General features: G+C 67.0%; 24 protein-coding genes. 11 read left to right on the forward strand and 13 right to left on the reverse strand.

Going from position 1 to position 24290, the window contains the following annotated elements; all coding sequences use genetic code 11:
• Positions 1-31: 31 nt before the first annotated feature.
• From hglS to ACCQ10_RS18605, 10 genes are all read right to left on the reverse strand, one after another.
• Positions 32-1399 (reverse strand): 2-oxoadipate dioxygenase/decarboxylase HglS, encoded by a 1368-nt coding sequence (gene hglS / locus ACCQ10_RS18560; protein ID WP_372361535.1) that lies wholly within the window; start codon positions 1397-1399, stop codon positions 32-34.
• Between the two features lie 147 nt (positions 1400-1546).
• Complete coding sequence (locus ACCQ10_RS18565; protein ID WP_372361536.1) at positions 1547-2164, reverse strand: hypothetical protein; 618 nt, start codon at positions 2162-2164, stop codon at positions 1547-1549.
• A 31-nt stretch (positions 2165-2195) separates the two neighbouring features.
• A complete protein-coding gene (locus ACCQ10_RS18570; RefSeq protein WP_372361537.1) occupies positions 2196-2765 on the reverse strand; it encodes a hypothetical protein in 570 nt (189 codons plus the stop codon).
• A 258-nt stretch (positions 2766-3023) separates the two neighbouring features.
• The gene (locus tag ACCQ10_RS18575; protein ID WP_372361538.1) at positions 3024-3782 is read right to left on the reverse strand and encodes an HAD family hydrolase; all 759 of its coding nucleotides are present in this window, start codon (positions 3780-3782) and stop codon (positions 3024-3026) included.
• 37 nt (positions 3783-3819) lie between these two features.
• Positions 3820-4227: an EF-hand domain-containing protein gene (locus tag ACCQ10_RS18580; RefSeq protein ID WP_184441779.1), complete on the reverse strand. Its 408-nt coding sequence runs from the start codon at positions 4225-4227 to the stop codon at positions 3820-3822.
• Positions 4228-4463: 236 nt separating this feature from the next.
• The gene (locus ACCQ10_RS18585) at positions 4464-4841 is read right to left on the reverse strand and encodes an EF-hand domain-containing protein (protein WP_372361539.1); all 378 of its coding nucleotides are present in this window, start codon (positions 4839-4841) and stop codon (positions 4464-4466) included.
• Between the two features lie 220 nt (positions 4842-5061).
• Positions 5062-5445, reverse strand: coding sequence for a hypothetical protein (locus ACCQ10_RS18590; protein WP_123137701.1), 384 nt, complete (start codon positions 5443-5445; stop codon positions 5062-5064).
• Positions 5446-5638: 193 nt separating this feature from the next.
• Positions 5639-5833 carry a CPXCG motif-containing cysteine-rich protein gene (locus tag ACCQ10_RS18595; RefSeq protein ID WP_039405377.1) on the reverse strand — a complete coding sequence of 65 codons (195 nt, stop codon included), beginning with the start codon at positions 5831-5833 and terminating at the stop codon, positions 5639-5641.
• A 144-nt stretch (positions 5834-5977) separates the two neighbouring features.
• Complete coding sequence (locus ACCQ10_RS18600) at positions 5978-6646, reverse strand: M15 family metallopeptidase (RefSeq protein ID WP_372363173.1); 669 nt, start codon at positions 6644-6646, stop codon at positions 5978-5980.
• A gap of 120 nt (positions 6647-6766) precedes the next feature.
• A complete protein-coding gene (locus ACCQ10_RS18605; RefSeq protein WP_372361540.1) occupies positions 6767-7573 on the reverse strand; it encodes an N-acetylmuramoyl-L-alanine amidase in 807 nt (268 codons plus the stop codon).
• 353 nt (positions 7574-7926) lie between these two features.
• On the opposite strand from ACCQ10_RS18605, the gene ACCQ10_RS18610 reads away from it, so the two are divergent.
• The 7 genes from ACCQ10_RS18610 to ACCQ10_RS18640 all read left to right on the forward strand — a co-directional run bounded on the left by ACCQ10_RS18610 (position 7927) and on the right by ACCQ10_RS18640 (position 15667).
• On the forward strand, positions 7927-9339 hold the full coding sequence (locus tag ACCQ10_RS18610; RefSeq protein ID WP_372361541.1) for a C40 family peptidase: 1413 nt from the start codon (positions 7927-7929) through the stop codon (positions 9337-9339).
• The gene (locus ACCQ10_RS18615) at positions 9336-10433 is read left to right on the forward strand and encodes a dipeptide epimerase (RefSeq protein WP_372361542.1); all 1098 of its coding nucleotides are present in this window, start codon (positions 9336-9338) and stop codon (positions 10431-10433) included. The genes ACCQ10_RS18610 and ACCQ10_RS18615 overlap by 4 nt, the downstream gene beginning before the upstream one ends.
• Before the next feature lie 274 nt (positions 10434-10707).
• Positions 10708-11484 (forward strand): L,D-transpeptidase family protein, encoded by a 777-nt coding sequence (locus ACCQ10_RS18620; RefSeq protein ID WP_372361543.1) that lies wholly within the window; start codon positions 10708-10710, stop codon positions 11482-11484.
• A complete protein-coding gene (locus ACCQ10_RS18625; RefSeq protein WP_039408596.1) occupies positions 11481-12788 on the forward strand; it encodes an APC family permease in 1308 nt (435 codons plus the stop codon). The genes ACCQ10_RS18620 and ACCQ10_RS18625 overlap by 4 nt, the downstream gene beginning before the upstream one ends.
• 86 nt (positions 12789-12874) lie before the next feature.
• The gene (locus tag ACCQ10_RS18630) at positions 12875-13372 is read left to right on the forward strand and encodes a hypothetical protein (protein WP_039408598.1); all 498 of its coding nucleotides are present in this window, start codon (positions 12875-12877) and stop codon (positions 13370-13372) included.
• Positions 13373-13521: 149 nt separating this feature from the next.
• Positions 13522-13851, forward strand: a complete 330-nt coding sequence (locus ACCQ10_RS18635; protein WP_039408600.1) for a hypothetical protein — start codon at positions 13522-13524, stop codon at positions 13849-13851.
• A 637-nt stretch (positions 13852-14488) separates the two neighbouring features.
• Complete coding sequence (locus ACCQ10_RS18640) at positions 14489-15667, forward strand: PQQ-dependent sugar dehydrogenase (protein ID WP_349776359.1); 1179 nt, start codon at positions 14489-14491, stop codon at positions 15665-15667.
• 126 nt (positions 15668-15793) lie between these two features.
• Here the strand turns inward: ACCQ10_RS18640 and ACCQ10_RS18645 are convergent, their stop codons facing one another.
• From ACCQ10_RS18645 to tsaD, 3 genes are all read right to left on the reverse strand, one after another.
• Positions 15794-17965: a glycoside hydrolase family 3 N-terminal domain-containing protein gene (locus ACCQ10_RS18645; protein ID WP_372361544.1), complete on the reverse strand. Its 2172-nt coding sequence runs from the start codon at positions 17963-17965 to the stop codon at positions 15794-15796.
• A gap of 215 nt (positions 17966-18180) precedes the next feature.
• Positions 18181-18537, reverse strand: a complete 357-nt coding sequence (gene folB, locus ACCQ10_RS18650; RefSeq protein ID WP_039408607.1) for a dihydroneopterin aldolase — start codon at positions 18535-18537, stop codon at positions 18181-18183.
• A gap of 84 nt (positions 18538-18621) precedes the next feature.
• Positions 18622-19680: a tRNA (adenosine(37)-N6)-threonylcarbamoyltransferase complex transferase subunit TsaD gene (gene tsaD, locus ACCQ10_RS18655; RefSeq protein ID WP_372361545.1), complete on the reverse strand. Its 1059-nt coding sequence runs from the start codon at positions 19678-19680 to the stop codon at positions 18622-18624.
• 279 nt (positions 19681-19959) lie between these two features.
• On the opposite strand from tsaD, the gene rpsU reads away from it, so the two are divergent.
• The 4 genes from rpsU to dnaG all read left to right on the forward strand — a co-directional run bounded on the left by rpsU (position 19960) and on the right by dnaG (position 24158).
• The gene (rpsU, locus tag ACCQ10_RS18660) at positions 19960-20175 is read left to right on the forward strand and encodes a 30S ribosomal protein S21 (protein ID WP_002808376.1); all 216 of its coding nucleotides are present in this window, start codon (positions 19960-19962) and stop codon (positions 20173-20175) included.
• Between the two features lie 224 nt (positions 20176-20399).
• Complete coding sequence (locus ACCQ10_RS18665; protein ID WP_039408646.1) at positions 20400-20846, forward strand: GatB/YqeY domain-containing protein; 447 nt, start codon at positions 20400-20402, stop codon at positions 20844-20846.
• 514 nt (positions 20847-21360) lie between these two features.
• Positions 21361-22317 carry a YihY/virulence factor BrkB family protein gene (locus ACCQ10_RS18670; protein WP_047694568.1) on the forward strand — a complete coding sequence of 319 codons (957 nt, stop codon included), beginning with the start codon at positions 21361-21363 and terminating at the stop codon, positions 22315-22317.
• 92 nt (positions 22318-22409) lie between these two features.
• Positions 22410-24158 carry a DNA primase gene (gene dnaG / locus ACCQ10_RS18675; protein ID WP_372361546.1) on the forward strand — a complete coding sequence of 583 codons (1749 nt, stop codon included), beginning with the start codon at positions 22410-22412 and terminating at the stop codon, positions 24156-24158.
• Positions 24159-24290 lie beyond the last annotated feature (132 nt).

Raw genomic sequence — 24290 nt, forward strand, 5'->3', positions numbered from 1 at the left:
GCCGCCGCACTGCGCGGCGACGTACGCGGGTTCAGGCCACCAAGGCCTGCAGCGAGGTGCGCTCCAGCTGCGCGTATAACGCGAACTCGTCGTGAACCTGGGCGCCCAGGGCCTGCTCAAAGCTGCGCTTGCTCGAATGCGCGGCATAGGCGCGCTGCTCGGCCCCACCCAGGTTGGACTGGAAGATACCGGCCGCGCTGACCGGCAGGAAGTCTTCGTAGATGATCGGGTCGGCACTCACCAGCCCCAGCGCGATCGCAGTTTCTGCCGGCATCGCGGCCACCTGCGCCGGATCGGCACGCCCGGCCTCGGTCAGTGTGTAGCGGAAATAGCCCAGCCCTTCCTGGCGCAGCAGCGCCTCGTCATCGGGAAAGGCCACAAACGCGGTCTGCAGGCGGGTGGCGTAATCGCTGCCCGTGCTGCCGGCACCATCGGCATCGCGCGCCTGCGCCAGCAGCGCGTCGTACAGCGCACGACCCTTGGGCGTCAGCGCAAGCCCGCGTTGCTCGATCTCGCCAAAGCGCGCGGTATGCGTGCCGTGTTCGGGCTGCCCGCCATCGCCGACAAACCGCACCGGCTCTTCCAGTGCCTTGAAACTGGTCTGGCGCAGCAGGATCGGCACGCGTCGACGCGGCGGGCCTTCGATCACCGCTTTCGCATCGATGCCGGCGCGCTGCATCTGCGCCTGCGCCGCATCGATATCCAGCGTGCGCGGAGTCAGATGGTTGATGTGCGGGCCGTGGAAGCTCACCACATCGGCAATCAACTTGTGCGCCTCGCTCAGCGCGCGATAGGTCGGCAGCGACACCGTGGCATCGCCATGCCAGCGGAAGGTCTCCAGCGCTTCGGCGACGAACTGCTGCGCCTGTGCGGCGTCCAGGCCGCCCACCTGTTCGCAGTGGTCGATCAGCTCCAGCGCGCCTGCGGTAAAGATCTGCCGTTGCTGCAGGATCTGCGCGGCCTGCGCGCGCAGCGCGGCATCCTCGATCAACTCCAGGCGCAGCAGCGAGGTGAACACACGGAACGGGTTGGCCGACAGCGCCGCATCGTCGATCGGGCGGAACGCGGTGGAATGCACCGGCACGCCGGCCACCGACAGGTCGTAATACCCCACCGGGTGCATGCCCATCACCGCAAACAGCCGACGCAAGGTGGCCAGTTCTGCGGCCGTGCCGACCCGGATGGCGCCATGCCGCTCCAGATCCAGCCGTGCCCGCTCGTCGTTGCGCTGCAGCCGCGTTGCCAGCGCGGGATCGGCCTGCAACGTCTGCGCGTTGACCTGCGCCACCAGCGTCATCAGGTCGCCGTATAACGGCACCTCGGCGCGATACATGTCCGACATCGCCTGGGCGAACAGGCTGCGGATGTGATCGGGAGAGACAAACACGGTATCGCGCATGGGCTGGTCTTGGCAGAGGCCGGCCAACGCCGGCGTTGGTCGCATTCTCGCCGACCGTGCCCTGCGGCGACCAGCTGCACGGCAGCATCACGTGCGCACGTTGGCAATGCAGACAGCCTTGCAAGACGTGTGCGCGCGCCGCCGGCGTTACAACCCGGCCTGCGCCGCCGCCTCGGCCGCTTCGCTGGCCTGACGCGCGGCCTCCAGCCGCTGCGCATGGTCGCCGAGCTGGCGACGCAACAGTGCGTCCAGGGTGATCGGCCGCTCCCACCGGTCGTAGCTGGCAACGATGGCGTGCCGCAACGCGCGCATGTGGGCATTGTCCGGCGCCACCGCCAGTCGCGTGATCACGCCTTGCCACCCATCGTGATGATCGCGGCTATAGGCCCGCACGCTGTCGCGACACGACAGCTGCACCGCCTGCGCCCAAACGCAGGCGAAGTAGATGTCCCCTGCGTGCCAGCCATGCACCTGCAGCAGCGCCTGCACGTAACCGCGCGGCGTGCCGGTGTAACGCGCCACCTCGTCGATGAAGCTGTCCGGGTAGCGTTGCGCGTAGCTGCCCATGTCGGCCAGATGCTGGTCCACCCACGCATCGCCGGTGCCGGGCATCACCGCAGGCACTGCCGCGTCCTGCGCGCCGCCGGCGGCCGGCGCAGCGGCAGCCTGGGCAAGCGCCAGCGACGGAACCAGCAACGCGGCCAGCAACGGCAGCGATCGCAACAGCAAGTAGCGCAGGGCAGACATGCCGCGATGATGCCGCATGCCCGTGCCGGTGTCAGGCATGCAGAGCAGGTCAGCGCAGGTCGTAGATGCCAAGGTAGTGCACCTCGCGGCAGCCGTTCAGATCGCAGGCGCCCACATAGCCGGGCCCGAGATAACGCTGGCGTGCATCGCGGTTGTGCGGGCTGCTGTACGGATCCGGGCCATACAGGCCGTTGCCGTAATAGATCTGGCCGTAGGGGCGGTTGCGCGACGCGCCCAGTCGCAGTGCGGAGCCGTAACCGTAGCCGCTGTAGGCACCGACATATCCCCCGTCGCGGTCGCCCACGAACGCAGTGCCGCGGTCACTTGCCCGTGGTCGCGACTGCAGGGTGGCGATGCTCTGCCCCTGCGCATCCACATAGCCTTGTTCGCGATCGAAGCGCACCGTGCGGAAATACACCACGTCATCGCCCATCCGCCGCGTGTGCAGGCGGACATGCTGGCCTGCATCGTCGTAATACGGCTGGCCATTGCGAAAGATCACCTCGCTGGGATTGATGACTTCTTCTTCCAGTTCGGCAGCCGCCAGCGGCGCAATGCCCGCCAGCGCACCCAGCGCGACGGCCAGCCCTGCACGACGGATCACGGACAACATGTTCATGGGCATTCCCTCCAAGGTCGGCCATGCATGCTGGCCGGAACGTCCTGTTACCGGGCGCCGTCGGGCGCCCGCATCGTCACTACATCAGCAATGGGCACTTCGCGCCAGAGCCGCCGGCCAGGCACCACTCTTGCGCGGCCGGTCCGCCGACGTTGCACCCTGCCAGGCCGGCGCGCCGGTGGCCGATGAAGACCACCGGCGTGGACATGCCGGCCCTGCCGCGGCCGCCTGATGCAGCCGCCGCAGCCGCCGCAGCCCTCAGCCTGGCAGCTGCTGCCGCGCCACCGCATCCAGCGCCTGCACCGCCGCCGGCCAGCCCGACGCATCGGGCACCTCGCGCATGCGCGGCTCGTCTGCAGCGACACCGTGCTCCTGCTCATGCGCCCAGGTCACCGCGTACGGTGTGTAAATCCCCCAGCCACCGATCGCCAGCACCGGCTCCACATCCGAGCGCAACGAGTTGCCGATCATCACGAAGCGCTGCGCCGGCAGGTCGAATTCGCCCAGCACGCGTGCGTAGGTCTTGGGGTCCTTTTCGGACACCACCTCGACCCGCGGAAACAGGTCGGCCAGACCGGACTGCTCGATCTTCTGCTCCTGGTGAAACAGGTCGCCCTTGGTGATCAACACCACCGCACAGTGGGCGGCAATGGCGCCAACCGCCTCGCGCACATCGGCAATCACCTCCACCGGGTGCTGCAAGGTGGCGCGGCCGATCTCCACGATGCGCTGGATGTCGCGCGCATCGATGCGCGCGTCGGTGAGTTCGATGGCGGTTTCGATCATCGACAGCGTCATGCCCTTGGCACCGTAGCCGAACACCTTGAGGTTGCGCCGTTCCACCGCCAGCAGATGCTGCTGCATGCGACTGTCGCCCAGGTCGAGATAGCGGGCCAGGATCGCTTCGAAATCCGCTTCTGCGGTGCGGTAGTAGTCCTCGCTTTTCCAGAGGGTATCGTCGCCGTCGAAGCCGACCAGTTGGATCGCCTGACCATCGCGCTGTGCAAGAGAAGTCATTGCGCAAGTCTAGCAGCGCGCTGAAGCGCAGCTGCAGTCAGTCGCCTGCCGCGTCGCCGGGGCCGGGCTGATAGCTGGCAAATTCATCACGCGACAGGCGCCCGTCGCCGTTGCTGTCGAAGCCGGCAAAGTTCTCGCGCAGGATCGGGTCGGCGCCGGCTTCGGCCGGGGTCAGCGAGCCGTCGGCATCGCTGTCCAGGCTGTCGAAGCTGCGCGGCGCCAACGTGCCGGCGGTGGGCGCCCCCGAAGGCGCAGCGCCCCCCTTGCCGCGGGACGGCCCGGACGGGTCGGCGGGCAACAACGGGGTCGTGGCAGGTGGCGGCGGCTCGATGGGCAAGGGCGCCATGCCCGCAGCGTTGGTGCCGCCGGTGAACGGTGCTGCTGTCTGCTGGGTGGCGGGCGGCAACTCCGGCGGCGCGGCAGACGCGAGCAGTGGACTGCACAGGACGGCGAGCAAGCTGAGGCGCGTTTGCAGCATGAAGACGAGACCAGAAGCGAATGGCGTCACCGTAACGCGCGCCACGTAAAGAAAACGGGAGCGGCCCTGGCAGGCCGCTCCCGTGTGTCCATCCTGATCAATCACGCGTGCCTGGCATGCAGACGCGCACTGTGGCGGTGCCAAGCCCTCCGCAGGTCCGTGTCCGGAGCACTACGGACGGCGACGGCCTTCAAGATACTCGATCAGTTACCTTGCGACCCCGTCGCGCCGCCGCTCTGCTGCTTGGCGACAAAGGCCTTGTATTCGTCCGGCGTCAGCTTGCCGTCGGTGTCGCCGTCGGCCTGGTCGAAAATCTGGACCAGCCCCGCGTTGACCTGCGCTTCCTGCTTGCTGATGGCGCCGTCGCTGTCGGTGTCCACGCTGGCCCAGGTCTGCCCGCCGCCGGAGCTGGCACCGCCCTGGGCAGAGGTCGCAGAACTCCCCGACTGTGCCGAGGCAGCAGGACTGCTCGCCTGCGCTGCGGCGTCCTGCGAGGTGCTCTGTGCCATGGCCGGCAGCGCCAGGGCGGCGGCAAGAGCGGCGGTGGCAGCGAGCAGCGAGGTGCGGTTGCGATTCTTCATTTGGGTGGTCTCCTTGGGCGTTGGAATGCGCGGTGTCGCCGCACATGGCACTACCGTACCGATCGCAAATGAACGCCCAACCCGGCGCAATTTCCTGCAAAACGTCCTCTTAACCACAACCTGCAACGTTGCCGCTAGCCGGGTGTTAGGCATGGGTGAGTCAAACAGAAGCAGAGCATTCAACGAGGAAATTTATGCGAACCACGCCGCCTTTTTTCAGCTATGGCTGCGCGCCGGGCGCCTCATCGTCCCAGCTTCCGGAACTGAACAGTTTCCAACCCACCACCACGCCTGCAAGTGCGCCGGCAATCTCGAGGATGACGCGCGAGCCCAGTTCGTTCGGGTCATGGATCCTGGCCAGTGCCAGACGTGCATACAACGGCGATTCCAGTCGCACGATGCTGGTGTACACCAAGTGCCAGATGTCGTAACCGGCGCCGACCGCCACCGCCAACAGACAGGCAATCCCCAGGGTGTGGCCATGGGTGAAGTGCAGACGCCGCCCGACATGTTCGATGACGGCGAAGATCAGGACACCGAGCACCAGCGCAATCAGGCCGGCCTCCAGCGAACCGAGCAGGCCGAAGTGCAGGGGCAGATTCATCGTGTTGATCCGGGCAGCTGGCGTGCCAGTCTAGCCGCTACGGCCATGGATCCGGCTGCAATCCAGATCGACACACGAAGGCGCGAATGGGCCAGCCGCCCTGGCCGCGCACACCGACGCATGACGACGCTCATGCCGGGGAACGAGCGCTGCACCATGCGCATGCAATCAACTGGAGGCCGTGAGGTGCGCCCTAATCGTCCTGCCCGCGCGCAGTCACCTGCGCCTCGCCCTCTTCATCCCAGCCCACGTTGACCGAGATCGGCTTGCAGCACACCTGGCAATCCTCGATGTACTGCTGATCGCCGCCGCTCAGGTCCAGTGTCAGCGTGATCCACTCCCCGCAGTACGGGCAGGCGACATCCACAAAGCGTTCCGGATCGGACATGAGGGGTTCCTCGGCAGCGGGCAGGCCGGATCGAATGCGCCAGATCGGCAATCACGACACGGGAGCGCAAGTGTACGAGCGTTCGGGCAGGTGCAGGCATCGGGCGCACGCACCCTTCCAATGCGAGCAACAAGGCCGCCGCGATCACTCTACCGGCACATCGTAGGCGGTGTCCGGCGTGGGCTCCGGCCGGAAGGTGAAGTGCCACCACTCCATCGGATAATTGGCGAATCCCTCGGCCGCCATGGCGCGCAGCAGGCGCCTGCGCTGGGCACGCTGCGCGTCGGTGATCTCGGGCGCATCGGTGTGTGCCCGGGTATCGAAAAAATCGAACGCGGTACCCATGTCCACCGCCGCACAGGCGCCGTGCCGGCAGTCCAGCAGTCCAAGATCCAGCGTCGCGCCACGGCTATGCCCGGACGTCTCGGCGATGTAGTCGCCCAACAGCGCGCGCTTGTCCACGCGCGGGTAATACTGGGCCTTGGTCGATTGATCGCCCAGGTCCGCTGCCCAGGCCACGAACGCCAGCACGGCCCGCACCGGCCGGTAACAGTCGAACACCTGCAAGCGGTAGCCACCGGATTCGAGCCGCTGCGCCACCCGCGCGAGCGCTTCGGCAGCCGGACGCAGCAGATAGCACCGCGGCGCAAGATATCCAGGCACCACGCGCCCGGTAAAGTTGTTGCTGCCCGCGTAGCGCAGGTCCACCGCGAGGTTGGGTGCAAGGCGCTGCACATCGATCAACCCGGCTTGTGCTGCGGTCGTTGCAGGTGAGACATGCGGCTGTGCCGCGCCCACGCCCGACAGCAGCATGGCCAGAAGCACCACTAAGGCGCGGGCACTGGAGCGCGGCAGGTCTGCTGCATGCTGGTTGTGGTGGATGTGATGCATGGCTGTTCCTCTACCGGGCCAGACACTCTTGCCGTCGTGGCGCTACGGGCTTTCGCCCTCGCCTGACGCCACACTACCGGGTGGCGTCGAGGGCCGCAGTGGCCCGGTCAACGCATGCAGGATCCGCAGATCCTCGGCATCCAGCGTGCTGGCGCTGTTGCCGCGATAGTGATGGTGGAAGGCCTGCAGGGTGGCGGCAGGGTCGTCGAGGCCGTAGCCGAGCAGGGCAAGCGCCTGCCAGGGATCGAAGCCTTCCGGTGCGGGCGGCGCAGCGGCAGCCGGCCAGCGGCCAAAACCGGCGTCGGCCAGGCGCTTCCAGGGAAAGCGCGGGCCGGGGTCGTTCTTGCGTGTCGGAGCCACGTCTTCATGGCCGACGATCTGCGTGCGTGGAATCCGCAGCCGCGTGCACAGGTCTTCCAGCAGGACCAGCAGGCTGTCGATCTGCGCCGGTGCGAACGGTTCGCTGCCGTCGTTGTCCAGCTCGATGCCGATCGAGGCCGAGTTGATATCGGTGATGGTGCCCCAGCGGCCGGCGCCGCCATGCCAGGCGCGTTGCTCGTCGCTGACCAGCTGGTAGCGACGCCCGTCCTCGCCGATCAGGTAATGCGCGCTCACGCGCCCCCCGCTGTTGCGCCCACGCAGCGTGCCCAGGCTCTGCCGGACCGAGTGCTGGTCGGTGAAGTGCAGCACGATCAGGATCGGGCGCCGGGCATCGAAGTTCGGCGACGGCACCCACTCGGCCAGGGCGTTGCGCTGCGGCGCATGGGCGCAGGCACCCAGCGACAACGCCACCGCGCAGATGGCTGCGCGCAGCCAGGCCGATGGGCGTAGAGGGAAGCTGGACAGCATCGTTGTCTCCTGGAGGAATCGCGCGGCCCGCGCCGTCGCTGTTGGCCGCGCTACGTCCGGCGCAGCCATTATCTGCCCAGTGTCGCCGCTGTGGCCGGCAACGCGGGCCTGCGCGTGGCAACGCAGCAACGCGCCGATTGCGCCGCACCCGCATCGCCGTTGATGGCGTGGCTGTGCACTGCGTCGGGATAGCGGCCAGCGGCGTCGGCGCCCGCATCCGCCTGCGCTGCGTTCGCAGCGCCAGGCGCCCCGCGTACACTGCGCCATGGTCGCCACCGCACAGTGCGGCCGTGCTGCCGCTTGCGTCACGTGCCTTGCAGTTCGCCCACGCCTGCCCTGATCCCGAGCTCTTCATGTTCCTGCCGCGCTGCCTGCTGACGTTGCTGTCGATCGCCCTTGCCCTGCCCTGCGGCGCAGCGACCACGCGTGCCAGCGTGCAGGCGCCTCCGGCCGCACCGTTTGCGGTCGGCGATGCGCAGCTGACGCCCGACCACTGGATCCGGCGCAGCCCCGACGCGCAGCGGCCGCATCTGAACGCCGCACAGATCGACGCGTTCACCACACGCTTGCTGCGCGACGATGCCTCCATGCGCGATCTGGCGCAGCTGCCCGCGCTGCTGACCGGCGCGACGGTGCGCGCGCAGATCGAGGCGCTGTCGGCGCCACCGACACGCACGCTCTACGCTGCAGACGGGCAGCTGATCCAGCCAGCGCAGTTGACGGAGCTGCGCCGCCTGCTCGCACTGGACACGCTCCCGGCCCAGGTCACGCCACGTTTTGCGCTGGTAGTAAAACGCGCCGCGTTACGGACCTTCCCCAGCACGCTGCGCGTGTTCAGCGGCCCCGACGAGCATGACATCGACCGCTTCCAGGAATCGGCGCTCTACCCCGGCACGCCGGTCGCGGTCCTGCACAGCAGTGCCGATGGCGCATGGGCGTTCGTGCTTGCGTCCAACTACGCCGCATGGATCGCCAGCGACCAGATTGCCGAAGGCCCGCGCGCGGACGTGTTGCAGTACGCGCAGCGCCGCCCACGCCTGATGGTGACCGGCGCACGCGTACAGACGGCCTACACGCCGGAGCTGCCGGCCGTCTCTGCCCTGTGGCTGGACATGGGCACCAGCCTGCCCTTGCAGCGCACCTGGCCACCGCAGCAGCCGGTCAACGGGCAGTTACCGCTGGCCGCCTATGTGGTGCAGCTGCCGCTGCGTGGCAGCGATGGCCGCTTGCAGTTGGTCCCTGCGCTGGTGCCGCGCGGTGCCGATGTGCGCATGGGTCCATTGCCGGTCACCGATGAGGCACTGCTGCGCCAGGCGTTCAAATTCCTGGGCGAGCGTTATGGCTGGGGCAACGATTACCACGCGCGCGATTGCAGCGGGTTCGTGCTGGATGTCTATCGCAGCGTGGGCATTGCGCTGCCGCGCAACACCGGCGACCAGGCACGCAGCCGCGTCCTGCGTGGCGTCGCGTTCACTGCCGACGCACCGCTGGAACAGCGGCTGCAACAGCTGGCGCAGTTGCGTATCGGCGACCTGATCTATATTCCCGGCCACGTGATGATGGTGATCGGGCACGCAGACGGTGCGCCCTGGGTGATTCACGATGTCGCCGGTGCCAGCTACCGCGCAGCGGACGGCAGCGTGCAGCGCGCGCGCCTGAATGGCGTGTCGGTGACGCCGCTGCTGCCCCTGCTGGCCACCGACGGCACCGCCTTCATCGACCACATCACCCGCATCCAGCGCATCGCACCGATCGATTCCCCATGAAGATCACCGGCTTCACCCTCGGCATGCTGCGCGTGCCGCTGCACACCCCGTTCAAGACCGCGCTGCGCACCGTGCACGCAATCGAGGACGTGGTGGTGCTGCTGCAGACCGATGGCGGCCAGATCGGCTACGGTTCCGCTCCGGCCACTGCTGCGATCACCGGCGAAACCCACGGCAGCATCGTCGCCGCGATCCGGCAGTGCATCGCCCCGCGCCTGATCGGCCAGGACGTGGCCGATTTGAATCGCCTGTGCGGGCTGGTGCAGCACGCACTGGAACGCAACACCAGCGCCAAGGCTGCAGTGGAGATCGCGCTGTACGACCTGTGGGCGCAGGCCTATGGCGCCCCGCTCTACCAGTTGCTGGGTGGCGGCACACCTCAGATCACCACCGATCTCACCATCAGCGCCGATGCCATCGACATCATGGTCGCGCAGGCGCAGCAGGCGCTTGCACGTGGCTACCGGGCGCTGAAGATCAAGGTCGGCAAGGACAGCGCTTCGGATGTCGAACGTATCAAGGCGATCCATGCGGCCGTCGATGGCCGCGCGACCTTGCGCCTGGATGCCAACCAGGGGTGGACGCCCAAGCAGGCGGTGCGCAGCATGCGGACGTTGGAAGACGCCGGCATCGCGCTGGAGCTGCTCGAACAGCCGGTCAAGGCAGCCGACGTCGACGGGCTCGCGTTCGTCACTGCGCGCATCGACACCCCGGTGATGGCCGACGAAAGCGTGTTCTCGCCATCGCAGGTGATCGACCTGATCCAGCGCCGCGCCGCCGATATCGTCAACATCAAACTGATGAAGACCGGCGGCCTGTCCAACGCGATGCGTATCGCCGATATCGCGGCCGTGTACGACGTGCCGTGCATGATCGGCTGCATGATCGAATCCAGTGTCAGCGTGGCCGCCGCCGTGCATCTGGCCGTGGCCAAGGCCCACAGCATCACCCTGGCCGACCTGGACGCGCCGGCACTTGGCCAGTTCGACCCCACCGATGGCGGCGTCCGGTTCGACCACGCGCAGATCCACATCGATGATTCGCCGGGGCTGGGCATCCGCCGCATCCGCGGGCTGGAGCTGTTGCCGGACTAAGCGCGTCCTTGGCGAGGTCGGTCATGCCGATACCGACGCCCATGAGCCACCAGCGCGGGCAAAGTGCAAGGCGGGGCCGTGCCAGCGGCGTGCCCGCCTGTCGCCGCAAACCACGCGTGCACGCTGCACGGGCATGCGCCACGCGGCCGCATTGCTGGGTACAGTAGCGCTCATCGGCACCTGCCCTGCGCGGTCTCTGCCTCGCGCGATCACACGGCGATCGGCACGGACGCACCGCGTTCGTTTCAGCTCACCCCCAGCCTCCGGAGCCTGCATGCGTCTTGCCATCCTGTTGCGATCCACCCTATTGATGGCCCTGACACTGTGCGGCAGCGCCGCCCACGCCGGTGAACCGATGCAGGCGCTGCAGCAGGCACGTGCGCTGATCGTGGTGACCACTCCCGACTGGAACAGCACCCAGGCGCGCCTGCAGACCTTTACGCGAGTGGCCGGTGGATGGGCACCGGCCGCGCCGGCATTTGCGGTGGCGCTCGGCCGGCACGGCAGCGCCTGGGGCGATGGCCTGCACCCCGCCCAGCCGCAGGGCCCGCAGAAGCGCGAAGGCGATGGCCGCAGCCCAGCCGGTGTCTTCGCCATCGGCCCGGCATTCGGTGATGCGGCCCGTATCGACAGCGCCATGCCATATCAGGCGATGAGCGCCACCCATTACTGCATGGATGTGCCCGACTCGCCGGTGTACAACCGCATCGTCGACGCCGCGCAGGTCGGCGAACGCGCCGTCGCCGGTTCCACCGAGCCGATGCGGCTGGACCTGCGGCAACCCGGCGATACGCGCTACCGCGAGGGCTTCGTCATCGCGCACAACCCCGGCAATGTGCCCGGCCGCGGCAGCTGCATCTTCGCGCATCTGTGGCGCACGCCGGGCCAGTTCACCGCCGGCTGCACTGCGATGGCGCCTGCCGACATGCAGCGCCTGCTGGCGTGGTTGAAACCGGAAGACCACCCGCTGTTCGTGTTGTTGCCGCGCGCCGACTACGCGCGCCTGCAGGCGCAGTGGCAGCTTCCCCTGCTGGCCGAGGCCGCACCATGAGCACGCCGCCCCCCGCACCCGATGCCACCGGCCTGGTACGGGTGGTCAGCCGTTGGCAGATCGTCGGCTTGTCGATCAACGACGTCATCGGCAGCGGCATCTATCTGTTGCCCGCGGCCACGGCTGCGCTGCTCGGTCCAATGAGCCTGTGGGCGGTGATGCTGGCCGGCCTGGCGGTCGCGCTGCTGGTGTTGTGCTACGCGCAGGCGGCGAGTTATTTCGACACGCCCGGCGGCAGCTATCTCTACACACGTGAAGCCTTCGGCCCGTTCGTCGGCTTCCAGATCGGCTGGATGATCTGGCTGACCCGCATCAGTTCGGCGGCAGCGCTGAGCAATGGATTGGCCGATGCGGTCGCGCGGTTCTGGCCGACCGCGTCCACCGAGACCTGGGCGCGCACGCTGGTGGTGGTCGGCTCGCTGGGCGTGCTGACCGCGATTAATGTCATTGGCGTCAAATCGGCCGCGCGCACCGGGATCGCCCTGGTGATCGGCAAGCTGGTGCCGTTGCTGCTGTTCGTGGCCATCGGCCTGTTCTATGTGGACTGGTCGTGGGCGTTTGCCGGCACTGCGCCGGACCTGCGCGACATGGGAAATCTCGGCGAGGCCGCATTGCTGCTGCTGTTTGCCTATGCCGGCTTCGAGAACATCCCCGCCGCAGCGGGCGAATACCGCAACCCGCGCCGCGACGTCCCGTTCGCCCTGATCACCATGATCGTCACGGTCACCTTGATCTATGCCGCCGTGCAGGTGGTGGCGCAAGGCACGCTGCCTAACCTGGCCGCTTCGCCCACGCCGTTGGCCGATGCGGCCAGCGGCTTCGGTGGCGAGGCGTTGGCGCTGATCCTTACCGTGGGCGCCACCATTTCCATCCTGGGCACCACCAGCAATACGGTGATGCTGGGCCCGCGCTTCCTGTTTGCGCTTGCGCAGGACGGGTATGGGCCGGCGTTTCTGGCCCGTGTGCACCCGCGCTTCCACACCCCGGCGGCGGCCGTGCTCACCCAGGGCGTGCTGTCGCTGGCACTGGCGTTGTCGGGCTCATTCACGCAGCTGGCGCTGTTGTCGATGGTCACGCGCCTGTTTGCCTACATCGGCACTGCCGCCGCCGTCATCGTGCTGGCGCGTCGCTATCGGCACCGCACCGACACCTTGCGCTTGCCAGGAGGCCCGCTCATTCCCGTCGCCGCGCTGGTGCTCTCGCTTGGGCTGCTGGCCAGCGCCAGCTGGCAGAATCTGGCAGCGGCCGGTGTGGCGGTGCTGGTGGGGTGGGCGTTTTATCTGTTCCCGCGCACACCTGCCTGACAGCTTCGCGATGCACTCGCGCCGCGCTCACGCACGCCTAACCGCGCACGCCCAACGCTGCGGCTCTCACTGCCTGGGAGCTTGCGATGAAACTGCGCCGCGTCTACAGCACACCCGATCTTGAAAGCGCGCAACGCGTGCTGCAGTCAGCGCGCAGTGCCGGTATCGACAACGACGCGCTGTCGCTGATCGCGCGTGCCGATATCGAACTGCATGATGTCCCGGACGAGCGCAAGGACGCCAAGACCGATTTCGTTCCGGCTGCGGCACGTGGCGCTGCAACCGGCGGTGCTGCCGGTCTGGTGGCAGGGCTGGTGGCGGTCGCCGTGCCGCCGATCGGTCTGACCCTGGCCGGCGTGGGGGTCATGGCATTGGCGGGCGCACTGGTGGGCAGCTGGTCGTCGGCACTGGTCGGCGCGACCGTGCCCGACCCGGTACGGCGCCAATTCGAAGATGAAATCGAATCCGGCCGCGTGTTGGTGGTCATCGACGCCGACGAGCAGACACTCCACGCGTCCGAGCCAGCGCTGCTGACCGCCGGAGCAACTCCCCTGCCGTATGAAGCGGCGTCTGCTGCGGTATGACGCCAATGCCGGGGGCTGGGCTGGCAACAAGGCGGCGGCTATCCGCCTGCAATGCAGCGTTGCCTTGATCCCGTCGTCACCTCGCGTGCCGCGCTGTTAACACCTCGCTGCCTAAGTTGATCTGCACATTCGCAATGATGGAGACGAGCATGAACGTGCCGTACCAGATTCCGGGCCGCGCACCGGACGAAGACCGCAGCCAAAACGTATCCAACTATTGGCGCGAGCGCTTCACCGAAGAACCGTATTACACCGAAGGCGACCGCTACGAAGATTATGAGGGCGCCTATTTGGCCGGGCACGAAGCGCGAATTCGCGAAAATGCCCGCGCCTATGATCAGGTGGAAGCCGAACTGCACCGTGATTGGGAAGCCAAGCGCGGCACCGAAGGCCTGAGTTGGAGCAAGGCCCGTCACGCGGTCAAGCGTGCCTGGGAAAACGCAGCCGACTTCGTCACCGGCGACAAGTCAAAACCGTAGACAAACACCGCCACCGTCGAGGTGGCGGTGTTTTTTGGCGTGTAAGAGCACCTCAGTGTCGGCGGCGCCACAGGTGAGTTGCACGTGGCGCCGCCGACCTCGATTGCATCGCATCGCACTGCATATGTTGTTGTGCACTGTCACTCACGCGAACGGACTCGGCACATATGCAGTGCAGCAAATCCTTTTCTGCTGGGCAGCAAGTTCGCATTGAGAGCATATCGCCAGCGGCACCCGCGAGATGCTCAGTGAACCAGTACGCAGCGCGAGTGTTGGGATTTCGTCACACGAGCACTCGTTACTGCTGCAATGCAGGGGCACATAGGCCGAACCAGCATTGGACAAGGCCATGGGTTTTTGGCCAAGCAACACCACGCATTCCCATGCGGACCGGGTCGGCAGCGTGATCACGCAACGCGACCAGCCGGATGGTGACAACGCATACAGGTTTGTACCGCCGTCAGAACCGCTTCATGAACTATCCGTTCGCGAACAACGATGTGCGACGTGCCTGCCCTGCAGAGAGTGATCTGCGACAAGGGTGAGGCGCGCAGCGTCGTGTAAGGTAATGAAAACCCGACGCGGAACACGTTGCGGGAGGGCTGCAGCGTGACCGTCCCATCCCCTGGAGGACCTCATGTCTATCCGTCGTCTGCTTGCCTTGGCCTGCTCGGCCACCCTGTTGACCTCCGGCGCCGCGCTGGCCGCGCCTGCCGCCGCACCGGCAGCATCCATTCCCAAGGCGCAATGGCCGTTCCAGGCCGCCACCGTTGCCGATTTCGACGAGCCCTGGGCAATGACCTTCCTGCCCGATGGCACGCTGCTGGTCAGTGAAAAACGCGGCGCGTTGATGCGGTTCGATCCAAAGACCAAGCGCAAGAGCGCGGTCACCGGCGTGCCTGCGGTTGCCTATGGCGGTCAGGGCGGATTTGGCGATGTGCTCGCGCACCCGCGCTTTGCGAAAAACGGCTTGGTCTATGTGAGTTATGCCGAACCGGGCCAGGGCGACACGCGCGGAGCGGCGGTTGCGCGTGCCAAGCTTACGCTGGATGCCACCGGGGGCGGCACCTTGTCCGGCCTGAAGGTGATCTGGCGACAGGAGCCCAAGGTCTCCGGCAACGGTCACTTCGGACATCGGCTTGCGTTCGACTCGAACGGAAAGCTGTGGATCACCTCCAGCGAGCGGCAGAAATTCGATCCCGCACAGGACATGAAGGCCAATCTCGGCAAGCTGATCCGCCTCAACGACGACGGCAGCGTGCCGGCCGACAATCCGTTCGCCGCGCAGGGCGGTGTGGCTGCGCAGGTCTGGTCGCTGGGTCACCGCAATATTCTGGGCATCGCCTTCGACAGCAAGGGCCGCCTGTGGGAACACGAGATGGGCCCGGCCGGCGGCGATGAGCTCAACCTGATCCAGCGCGGTGCCAACTATGGCTATCCGATCGTTTCCAACGGCGACCATTACGACGGCACGCCGATTCCCGACCACAACACCCGCCCGGAGTTTGCCGCGCCCAAGATCAGCTGGACCCCGGTGATCTCGCCGGCCGGCTTTGTGATCTACAGCGGCAAGCAATTCCCCGCGTGGCGCGGCAACGGCTTCATCGGTGGCTTGTCATCGATGGCGCTGGTGCAGGTCTCGTTGGGAGACCAGCCACGCGAGGTTGCCCGCTACGACATGGGGGCACGCATCCGCGAAGTGGAACAGGGACCGGACGGTGCCCTGTGGTTGCTGGAGGACGAAGCCAGCGGCAGTACCGGGCGCCTGCTCAAGTTGACCCCCAAGAGCAAGGCCGCAGTCGAAAACGACGCGTAAGCGTGGTGGGGTGCGGTCGTGCGACACGCACCGCGCGCATCCAGGAGTGCCTTGCAGCATCACCAGCGCTCGCTGAGCGCTGGTGATGTCGATGCAGGCGCGCGTATCTACGCCAGTTGACGCGCCTCAGGCGTCCAGCAGCTCGAACGTGACCGGGTCGCCGCTGGTAGCCGATGCACAGACCCACACATCGAACAGGCCCGGCTCTGCGCCGAACACGCCCTTGTGATTGGTAAACGCCAGCGCATCGCGCGTCAGCGTAAATGCCACGTCCACGCTCTCGCCCGGCTGCAGCAATATCTTGCGGAAGCCCTTGAGCTCGCGCACCGGCCGCACCCGGCTGGCCACGCGATCGTGCACGTACAGCTGCACCACTTCCTCACCTGCCACCGCACCGGTGTTGGTCACCCGGGTGGTGATGGTCAGCGTGTCGTCCCAACCCAGTTTCACGGTGCTCAGTTGTGGCTGCGCGTAGGCAAAGGTGGTGTAGCTCACGCCATGACCGAACGGATACAGCGGCTCATTGGGCATCTCGCGCCAGCGCGCCTTGTACTCGGACAACGTCGGCAACTCCGGACGGCCGGTGCGCAGATGGTTGTAGAAGTACGGCTGCTGGCCGGTCACCTGCGGAAAGCTGATCGGCAGCCGCGCCGACGGGTTGTAGTCGCCGAACAAGACATCGGCCACGGCGGTGCCGGTCTGGGTGCCCAGATACCAGGTCACGGCAATCGCATCGGCATCGCGCACGGCACCGCTCAGCGCCAGCGCGCGGCCGTTGCGCAGCAACACCACCACCGGCGTACCGGTCGCGGCCACCGCTTCTGCCAACGCCTGCTGCGCGGGCGGCAGGGTGATTTCGGTCCGCGACTGCGCCTCGCCGCTGAAACGCTGCGGCTCGCCCAGGGCCAGCACCACCACGTCGGCGGCCTGTGCGGCATCGATCGCGGCGGAAATGCCACCCGGCAGTGCTTCTTCCAGGCCGCAGCCCGCCACCACGCTCAGATCTTCGGTGCCGACCACCGCACGCACGCCCTGCTCCAGCGTCACGTAGCGTTCCTTGTCGCCGAACAGCGTCCAGCAGCCTTCGATATTTTCGCGGTCCTGCACGAACGGGCCGATCAAGGCGATGCGCTGGCCGTTCTTTTTCAGCGGCAGCACCGCGCCTTCGTTCTTGAGCAACACGATCGAGCGGCGCGCCGCATCGCGCGACAGCGCATCGTGCGCCGGCAGATGCGCGGTGTCGGCTTCGCGCGCCGGGTCCAGCGAGCGGTACGGATTGTCGAACAAGCCGATCGCTTCTTTCAGCTGCAGGATGCGGCGCACGCTGGCGTCCAGGGTCGCCATCGGCACCTCGCCGCTGTCCACCAGCGACGGCAGATGCGCGGCATAGAACCCGCTCTGCATGCTCAGGTCCAGCCCGGCCAGGAACGCCTTCTTGGTCGCATCGCGCTCATCGGCGGCGTAGCCGTGCGCGATCAGTTCCATGTCGGCGGTGTAATCGGAAATCACCACGCCGGGAAACTGCCACTCGCCGCGCAGGATCTCGGTCAGCAACTCGTGGTTGGCGCTGGCCGGCACGCCATTGATGTCGTTGAAGGACGACATCACGGTCAATGCGCCGGCATCGAAGGCCGCCTTGAACGGCGGCAGATGCACATCGTGCAGGGTCTGCGGCGCGATATCGACAGTGTTGTATTCCATGCCTGCGGCCACTGCGCCATAGGCGGCAAAGTGCTTGGGCGTGGCCAGCAACGCATCGTCGGCGGTGAGGTCGCTGCCCTGAAAACCGCGCACGCGCGCGGCGGCAAACGCCGCGCCCAGCACCACGTCTTCGCCGGCACCTTCGGCACCGCGGCCCCAGCGCTGGTCGCGCGCGATGTCCACGGCCGGTGCGTAAGTCCAATGCAGGCCGGCGGCGGTCGCCTCGATCGCGGTGGCGCGCGCGGTGCGCTCGGCCAGCTCCGGCTCGAAGCTGGCTGCCTCGCCCAGCGGGATCGGGAACACCGTGCGCATGCCGTGGATCACGTCCGCCGCCAGGATCACCGGGATGCCCAGCCGGCTTTCTTCCACAGCGACTTTCTGGATCTGCACGCCCAGCGCGGCGCCCACGCCATTGAACAGCGAGCCGACCCGGCCCTCGCGCACCTGCTGCAACACCTCGTCGGCATTGCGCACATTGGCTTCGGGATTCACGTCCGGCGCAAACGGCCGCACCATGTCGGCGAACACACCCAACTGTCCGACCTTCTCTTCGACGGTCATCCGGGCAATCAGGGTTTCGATGCGATCAGCAGCCATGAGATCCTTGAGAAAACGTTTACATGGCCGGCAATTCTAGCCTGACGCGGCTGCGGGAGGGCAAGTTTTGCAGGCCGGGATTCGAGATTGGGGTTTGTAGAGGCCGGTTGCACGGCATGTTGCCGTCGGAGCGGCAATGGCGCAGCGCCTGGTCCGCCGCAACCTTCGATACTCCGGGATCCAGGCATGCAAGCCAGGTGGGCGGTTCGCGACACTCAGGCGGCGCGTCCCCGCTCGATGATCACGCCCACTGCCTGCGCCCCGCGCACAGCACCGGGCTTGCTCAGCTTCAGCCGCAGCCACTGCACGCCGAATTCGTCCAGCACGATCGCCGCGCAGCGCTCGGCCAGGGTTTCGACCAGCCCGAAATCCGACGCCTGCACGAACTCGATCAGCCGCTTGCTCACCGCCTTGTAGTTCAGCGTGTCGGCGATGTCGTCGCTGGCAGCCGGGATGCGGTTGTCGAACCCCATCTCCAGATCGAACCGCAGCGTCTGGCGGATGCGCCGCTCCCAATCGTAGATGCCGATCAGCGCATCGATGTCGAGACCTTCAATAAACACTTTATCCATGGGGAATCGGGAGTCGGGAATGGAGAATGGGGAGAAGCAAGGGCAACAACACACGATACGGACAGGATCGGGGTAACGCTCTTCCTATTCCCGATTCCCCATTCCCGATTCCGCCGCCGCCAACAGCGGCAAGCTCGCCATATCCCAACGCGGCGTCACCTGCACCGCCGCGTCGGCGCGTTCGCCGGCCTTCAGCCGCAGCGCGCCGGCGAAGGCGATCATGGCGCCGTTGTCGGTGCACAAGGCCGGGCGCGGGAAGCAGACCCTGCCCCCACGGCGCTGCGCGGCCTCCTGCAGCTGCGCACGCAGGCGCTTGTTGGCGCCCACCCCGCCGGCCACCACCAGGGTGTCGCAACCGGCCGCATCCAGCGCGCGCAGGCATTTGATGGCCAGCGTCTCCACCACCGCGTCCTCGAAGCCGCGCGCGATGTCCGCCCGGGTAGTGTCTGACTGGTCGCTGTTGCGCCAGGCCAGCAGCACCTGGGTCTTGAGCCCGCTGAAACTGAAATCCAGCCCGGGCCGGTCGGTCATCGGCCGCGCAAACCTGTAGCGCCCCGACGTGCCGGTTTCGGCCAGCGCCGCCAGCTGCGGGCCACCGGGATACGGCAGACCCATCATCTTGGCGGTCTTGTCGAAGGCCTCGCCGGCCGCATCGTCCAGCGTCTCGCCCAGCACTTCGTAGCTGCCCAGCGCCTTCACCGACACCAATTGGGTATGCCCGCCCGACACCAGCAAGGCCACGAACGGCGGCTGCGGTGGGTCGTCTTCCATCAGCGGCGCCAGCAGATGACCTTCCATGTGATGCACGCCGATCGCCGGCACGTCCAGCGCCCAGGCCAGCGACCGCGCCACCCCGGCACCGACCAGCAGCGCGCCGACCAACCCGGGTCCAGCCGTGTAGGCCACGCCATCCAGTTCGTCGATCCGCAGCCCGGCCTCGCCCAGGGTCTGGCGGATCAGCGGCAGCAGCTTGCGCACGTGGTCGCGGCTGGCCAGCTCCGGCACCACGCCGCCATACTCGGCATGCAGCGCAATCTGGCTGTAGACCGCGTGGGCGCGCAGCGCCGGCACGCCGGACAAGGCCGTGTCATAGACCGCCACGCCGGTCTCATCGCACGATGATTCGATCCCAAGGACTTTCACGGCAACTCGGCAGACAAGGAACAGGCCCGTATTTTCGCAGCTTTTGAGTTGCGCAGATGCGCCGACCCGCAGGTGCGCAGCCGCCGCGTCGGCTGCCGGGAAACGCGCGCCGACGCACGCTCTGCCGCACCGTTCCCGGCAATTTTCACCCGGGGCTTGCAGGCCGCTTGCAAGTCGTTATAATGCGCGGCTCGCCGGGGCAACCCGGAAATTCCGTCACGCGAGTCCGCTCGCACCCGCCCGGGGCTCCCGGACGGAAATCCCACTTCTGGAGAACACATGCCCAGCGTTAAAGTCCGCGAGAACGAGCCCTTCGAATTTGCGCTCCGCCGTTTCAAGCGCACCTGCGAAAAGGCCGGCGTGCTGGCCGAGACCCGCAAGCGCGAGTTCTATGAAAAGCCGACCCAGGAGCGTAAGCGCAAGGCTGCCGCTGCCGTGAAGCGTCAGCTGCGTCGTTCCTCGCGCGACGTCACCAAGCGCCAGCGCTTGTACTGATCGAACGCGGTTCCTTGCCGCCGGGCATGCGCTGTAGGCGCGGCCCAGCGGGATTGAACCCAAGAGCCGGCACGCGCAAGCGTCGCCGGCTTTTTGTATTGGCCTGCGGCCGTCCCGCCAGGTACTCGGCGCGGGACGCCGCCGCCCCATTCCCTCTATGCCGACGCAGGCGCCCGACAGCGCGCGTCGACACCTCTCCTCACCTGCCACCCAGGAGTCACCCCATGCCCCTCAAGCAGCAGCTCACCGATGACATGAAGGCCGCGATGAAGTCCGGCGACAAGCACAGCCTGGGCGTGATCCGGCTGATCAACGCCGCGATCAAGCAGAAGGAAGTGGACGAGCGCATCGAGATGGACGATGCCGCCGTCATCGCCGTGCTCGACAAGATGGTCAAGCAGCGCAAGGACTCGGTCACCCAATACGAAGGCGCCGCGCGCGAAGACCTGGCGCAGATCGAGCGCGAGGAAATCGTGGTGATCGAGCGTTACCTGCCGGCCAAGATGGGCGAAGCCGAGATCGTGGCGGCCATCCAGGCCGCCATCGCCGAAACCGGCGCCAGCAGCCCGGCCGATATCGGCAAGCTGATGGGTGCGCTCAAGCCCAAGCTCGCCGGGCAGGCCGACATGGGCCTGGTCTCCACGCTGGTCAAGCAACAGCTGGCCGGCTGAGCCATGCCGTGTCGTGGTCGTTCGGCCGCGACACGGCACGATCGCCGTGACACTCGCCGGACGGTTGCAGGGTGCGCCTGCAATTGATGCGCAAGGCGTGATGCGCAGTGCACCTCTGCAGCTGATGCACGCGCCGTGTAGCTGATTGCTGGCGACCTGCGCGCAGTCCACCGGCAGGCGCAGCGCAGTGTTGCCCCGCGGCTGCGTGTAGCGTTGCGCGCAGATCGCTTGCAGATTCCATCACGGCTCATCCAGGGCCGCTCCATCGCGACAGTGCAGGCGCAGTGCAGCGGATCGAAACCGCCGTTTGCGCGCCAGAGCCGCGACGTGCAACAGGCAGGTGCAGGCCTGCTTGCGTACGCACACAGCAACACCACTGCCGGCGCTTTCACCAGACCTTCGATAGTGCCCTGCTAGAACGGGTCGCCAGCGCAGACGCGGGCGAGGCATGTCGCACCCGGGACTGCCTGACGACCTCTGCGCGCATGACCGTCTGCCTCAAGGACCCTCGCCGGTGACGAAGCTCTCGACCGAACACCTGCAGAAACATCTGGGCCGCCTGCAACGCAGTCTGCCGATGGCGCTGCTCAATCGCTTTCTCGAAATCGACGTGATGACGCAGGCCGCGTCGCTGTCGTTCTATGCCTTGTTGTCGCTGGCACCGCTGCTGGTGCTGCTGTTGTGGCTGACCGCATCGCTGTATCCGCCGGCGCAGGAAGCGCTGGTGCAGCAGATCGCGCAATTGGCCGGCGGCAGCGCCGCCGAGGTGGCCGATACGGTGATCCGCAACGCCACCGATCAACCCGGGGTCGGCTCGTTGGCGGGTCTGTGGAGCACGCTGTTGCTGTTCGTCGGTGCCACTGCGGTATTCGCGCAGCTGCAGAACGCCCTGAACCTGATCTTCCGTACCGACAAACAGCGCCTGGAAGGGCTCATGGCGTGGCTGAAGAAGCGCGTCTTTTCGTTCGGCGTGATCCTGGCGCTGGGCTTCCTGTTGATCGTGTCGATGATTGCGACCACCGCATTGCAGGTGGTGTTCGCGCGGCTGCCCTCGGTGCTGCCTGCGGTGGGGTATGTCACCACGCTGGCGCTGTACTCGCTGGCCTTTGCGTTCCTGTATCGCTACCTGCCCGATCGCACCGTGAACTGGCGACAGGCCTTTGTCGGTGGCGTCATCACGGCCTTGTTGTTTGCGCTGGGCCGCTATGCCATCGGCGTGTACATCGCCAAGGCCGCGCCCGGCAGCGCGTACGGGTCGATGGGCACGCTGGTGATCCTGCTGGTGTGGATGTACTACGCCTCGGTGGTGTTCTTCGTCGGCGCATTGCTGACCGCGGTGATCGACGAGCGCGTGCGCTCGCATCGCAAGCTGCGCGAGGCCGGGGTCGACCCGGAGCATCCGCCGCAGGTCATTGCAACGCCGGATACCGTGGTGCCGCCGAACCCGCCACAGGCAGCGCCGCGCCCCTGAGACCGCGCCGCACGCTGCCTCATGCCTGACTGCTGCGCCACCGGTAGACCGCTGGCGCCAGCCGGTGCCAGCTGCTGGGATATCCTAGCGGGATGGCCCGCATCCCCGACGCATTCATCGACGAACTGCTCGCACGCACCGACATCGTCGAGGTGGTGGGCGGCCGGGTGCCGCTCAAGCGCCAGGGCAAGGAATACTCGGCGCGCTGCCCGTTCCATGACGAGCGCTCGGCTTCGTTCACGGTCTCGCCCACCAAGCAGTTCTACCACTGCTTCGGCTGCGGCGCGCACGGCACCGCCATTAGTTTTCTGATGAATTACGACCGCCTCGAGTTTCTCGATGCGGTCGACGAGCTGGCCAAGCGTGCCGGCATGGACATCCCGCGCGACACCCAGCAGCGCACGCCGCAACAGCAGGACGACAGCCGCGAGCTGTATTCGGCACTGGAAGCGGCCACCAAGTTCTTTCAGCGCCAGCTCGAAGCCAGCGACCGCGCCCGCGATTACCTGGACGGGCGCGGCGTGGATGCCGACAACCAGGCACGCTTCCAGATCGGCTACGCTCCCGACGGCTACAGCGCCTTGAAGGACACCCTGGGCACCGATGCGCGCCGCATGAGCGTGCTCGAACGCGCCGGGCTGTTTTCCAAGAACGATCGCGGCCACGTCTACGACAAATTCCGCGACCGGGTGATGTTCCCGATCTTCGACCGCCGCGGCCGCGTGATCGCCTTCGGCGGCCGCATCATGGGCGCGCCGGCCGACGGCCGCGACCCGGGCCCGAAGTACCTCAACTCGCCGGAAACCGCCCTATTCCACAAGGGCCGCGAGCTGTATGGCCTGTGGCAGGTGCGCCAGGCCAACCAGAAGATCGAACGGCTGATCGTGGTCGAGGGCTACATGGACGTGGTCTCGCTGTTCCAGTTCGGCGTCACCCAGGCGGTGGCCACGCTGGGCACCGCCACCACACCCGAACATGCCGAGCTGCTGTTCCGCAACGCGCCGGATGTGTACTTCTGTTTCGACGGCGACAACGCCGGGCGCAAGGCCGGCTGGCGCGCGCTCGAATCGGTGCTGCCGCGCATGAAGGACGGCCGCCAGGCGTTCTTCCTGTTCCTGCCCGATGGCGAAGACCCCGACACCATCGTGCGCAAGGAAGGCGCGCAGGCCTTCGATCAGCGCCTGAAACAGGCCACCCCGCTGTCGCAGTTCTTCTTCGACGAGATGTCGCGCGAGATCAACCTGCACACGCTGGACGGCAAGGCACGCCTGGCCGAACGCGCACGTCCGATGCTGGCGCAGATCCCGGAAGGCGCATTCGGCGATCTGATGAAGCAGGAACTGGCGCGCATGACCGGCGTCGGCGCGAGCACCGCTGCGCAACAGTCCCCGGCCAAAGCGCGGCCACCCGCGCGTATGGTGGCCCCCACGCAGAAGCGCAGCCTGGTGCGTGCATCGATCGCGATCCTGCTGCAACAACCGTCGCTGGCGATGAGCCTGGAAGGCGACCACGATTTTTCCGGCCTGCGCCTGCCCGGCATCGAGTTGTTGATGGAGCTGCTGGCGCTGGTGCGGCAACGCCCGGAAATCAGCACCGGAGCGCTGCTGGAGCATTTCACCGACCGCGACGAGCTGCCGGCCCTGCAGAAACTGGCCGCGCAGGAGCTGCCCGGCGACGAGCACAGCTGGGCGATCGAACTGCACGACGTCGTTGCCCAGCTCGACAAGCAATTGCTGCGTCAGCGGGTGGAAGAACTGCAGGCCAAACAGCGCGCGCAAGGCCTGGACCACACCGATAAATACGAAATGCGCGAGTTGCTCAAGGCGCTCGCCGCACTGTGATGTCGTGGCTGCCGGCGTCGTGGCAGGCGACGCAGGGCGCATCACTGCACTGGCGCGCGTAGACGATGGTGACGCGGCGGCACAGGCTGCGCCCGCACGCGTCGTAGAATGGCCCGCTCCAGGCGCGTGATC

This window comes from Xanthomonas sp. NCPPB 1325 (assembly GCF_041477645.2).
Taxonomy (GTDB): domain Bacteria; phylum Pseudomonadota; class Gammaproteobacteria; order Xanthomonadales; family Xanthomonadaceae; genus Xanthomonas; species Xanthomonas cannabis.

Coding starts and splice junctions, on each gene's coding strand:
- ACCQ10_RS18575 (WP_372361538.1), bottom strand. CDS start 3,782: ATGACTTCTCTTGCACAGCGCGATGGTCAGGCGATCCAACTGGTCGGC.
- ACCQ10_RS18665 (WP_039408646.1), top strand. CDS start 20,400: ATGCCCCTCAAGCAGCAGCTCACCGATGACATGAAGGCCGCGATGAAG.
- rpsU (WP_002808376.1), top strand. CDS start 19,960: ATGCCCAGCGTTAAAGTCCGCGAGAACGAGCCCTTCGAATTTGCGCTC.
- ACCQ10_RS18620 (WP_372361543.1), top strand. CDS start 10,708: ATGCGTCTTGCCATCCTGTTGCGATCCACCCTATTGATGGCCCTGACA.
- ACCQ10_RS18605 (WP_372361540.1), bottom strand. CDS start 7,573: ATGCTGTCCAGCTTCCCTCTACGCCCATCGGCCTGGCTGCGCGCAGCC.
- ACCQ10_RS18565 (WP_372361536.1), bottom strand. CDS start 2,164: ATGCGGCATCATCGCGGCATGTCTGCCCTGCGCTACTTGCTGTTGCGA.
- ACCQ10_RS18615 (WP_372361542.1), top strand. CDS start 9,336: ATGAAGATCACCGGCTTCACCCTCGGCATGCTGCGCGTGCCGCTGCAC.
- hglS (WP_372361535.1), bottom strand. CDS start 1,399: ATGCGCGATACCGTGTTTGTCTCTCCCGATCACATCCGCAGCCTGTTC.
- ACCQ10_RS18635 (WP_039408600.1), top strand. CDS start 13,522: ATGAACGTGCCGTACCAGATTCCGGGCCGCGCACCGGACGAAGACCGC.
- ACCQ10_RS18645 (WP_372361544.1), bottom strand. CDS start 17,965: ATGGCTGCTGATCGCATCGAAACCCTGATTGCCCGGATGACCGTCGAA.
- dnaG (WP_372361546.1), top strand. CDS start 22,410: ATGGCCCGCATCCCCGACGCATTCATCGACGAACTGCTCGCACGCACC.
- ACCQ10_RS18595 (WP_039405377.1), bottom strand. CDS start 5,833: ATGTCCGATCCGGAACGCTTTGTGGATGTCGCCTGCCCGTACTGCGGG.
- ACCQ10_RS18625 (WP_039408596.1), top strand. CDS start 11,481: ATGAGCACGCCGCCCCCCGCACCCGATGCCACCGGCCTGGTACGGGTG.
- ACCQ10_RS18590 (WP_123137701.1), bottom strand. CDS start 5,445: ATGAATCTGCCCCTGCACTTCGGCCTGCTCGGTTCGCTGGAGGCCGGC.
- ACCQ10_RS18610 (WP_372361541.1), top strand. CDS start 7,927: ATGTTCCTGCCGCGCTGCCTGCTGACGTTGCTGTCGATCGCCCTTGCC.
- ACCQ10_RS18600 (WP_372363173.1), bottom strand. CDS start 6,646: ATGCTGCTGTCGGGCGTGGGCGCGGCACAGCCGCATGTCTCACCTGCA.
- ACCQ10_RS18630 (WP_039408598.1), top strand. CDS start 12,875: ATGAAACTGCGCCGCGTCTACAGCACACCCGATCTTGAAAGCGCGCAA.
- ACCQ10_RS18585 (WP_372361539.1), bottom strand. CDS start 4,841: ATGAAGAATCGCAACCGCACCTCGCTGCTCGCTGCCACCGCCGCTCTT.
- ACCQ10_RS18570 (WP_372361537.1), bottom strand. CDS start 2,765: ATGAACATGTTGTCCGTGATCCGTCGTGCAGGGCTGGCCGTCGCGCTG.
- folB (WP_039408607.1), bottom strand. CDS start 18,537: ATGGATAAAGTGTTTATTGAAGGTCTCGACATCGATGCGCTGATCGGC.
- ACCQ10_RS18640 (WP_349776359.1), top strand. CDS start 14,489: ATGTCTATCCGTCGTCTGCTTGCCTTGGCCTGCTCGGCCACCCTGTTG.